General features: G+C 53.1%; 1 protein-coding gene. It reads right to left on the bottom strand.

Going from position 1 to position 1,487, the window contains the following annotated elements; genetic code table 11:
- Window positions 1-345: 345 nt before the first annotated feature.
- On the bottom strand, window positions 346-1,434 hold the full coding sequence (locus tag QEH59_RS18520) for an IS110 family RNA-guided transposase (RefSeq protein WP_308986872.1): 1,089 nt from the start codon (window positions 1,432-1,434) through the stop codon (window positions 346-348).
- Window positions 1,435-1,487 lie beyond the last annotated feature (53 nt).

The raw sequence follows: 1,487 nt of genomic DNA, 5'->3' as shown, positions 1-1,487 counted from the left end.
TGAAGCCCCTGCTATGTTAGTTTGTGTCAAGAACGTAGAAGCTGTTAGTTGGTTTTTACATATAAAAGTTTGGTTTCTCTTAGTCTCAGTGTCGTTCGTACGTCCGCCAAGCAAGGGTCGCGGTATCTTTTCATGAACCGGAATAACCTGCTATCCGTGTTTCCGCTTTTCATTGGAAGCGCACATTATGACCTATCCATGGGTCATCAAAAGCTTGGTGGCGAAGTGGCCCACTCTACAAAATCGTCGCTCATAGCGACAGGGGCTTCATCGGACTCACTCCGCACGAAGTTGACTGAAAAAGAACGTTAAATTGTTAAGGGATCTACCTAAGAGGGTTGAGGATTAGTTGGCTATTTTCATGGCCAGCCCTAAAGACTCGGCGGTGACTTGCCCGGTGCGTACACGCCACCAGTCCACGGCAAACTGCCTGGCGATAGCCACAACGATCTTCTTGCGGCTGGCTTTGGTCGCCTTGGCGCTATCGAGCCGACTCTGCCATTTGGCGATAGCGACGTAACCGGGGTTCCAGCGTATCAGCAGCCAAACGCTCTCCACCAGCATATGCCGCAGACGCCGGTTCCCGTGTTTATTGATCGAGCCTTGGAAGCGGCGATTGGCACTGGTGTCTTCGCTCGGACACAGCCCGGTGTAGGAGCTGATCTGCGTGCGGTTTTCAAAGCGGTTCCAGTCGCAGATCTCACGCTCGATCTGTTCATACAGCACCATCCCCATGCCTTTGGGCAATTGCGCTTGCGGTTCGAGCTGCGCCATCTGCGCTTCCACGTCTTTGAGTAATTGGTCAAAGTGCTGGCAACTCGCCCGTAGCGGCTCCAGTAGTAGGATAATGAACTCGTCCAATTCTTCGATGAGTTTTGCCCAGTTTAGTGGCTTCCACCAGCCCGACGGGAGCGGGCGCTCGTAATATAGCCCCATACTTAAGCCGCGCTTGGCCGAGCGAGCGCGTTCTTTGACGAAGGTCTGCCGCAAACGCGTCAAACTGCGTTTATGCTCCTCCGCCTCGCTCGGCACACGCACGACAGTAAAGCTACGGTCATTACCCCTCAGATAGCCGTCCAAAGCTAAGGCCATTTGATAGGCGTCGCGGGCGTCGGTTTTTACTTTTTGCCCGTGAGTGTCCCAATTGATTGGACGAATCACATAGTTGTTCACGCCCATAGCACTGAGCTTACGGTGCAAGCTATAGCCGAACGGGCCAGCTTCGTAGCAACTGTGCAGCTCTTCGCACTGCCCTCGCAGCTCATGGACCCAGCGCAGGAACTTTTCTGGCTTCATTTTCTTCGCCCGCGCCGGAGCGCTAGAATCGACCTTTATCACCACCACGTAAGTGGAGGCATGCACGTCGATACCGAGCTTGATCACTCTGGGGAGTGTGTTCTTATTGATGTTCGTAGATGATGTGGGGTTTTGCATAAGTTTGTCACTGTAGCGTTTCCACGCTCCTGATAAACTCCCATGTCATCTAC

Source organism: Thalassobacterium sedimentorum, assembly GCF_031127905.1.
GTDB classification, from domain to species: domain Bacteria; phylum Verrucomicrobiota; class Verrucomicrobiia; order Opitutales; family Coraliomargaritaceae; genus Thalassobacterium; species Thalassobacterium sedimentorum.
The sequence above is the reverse complement of the archived record's forward strand: the minus strand, read 5'-3'. Positions and strand labels throughout refer to the sequence as shown.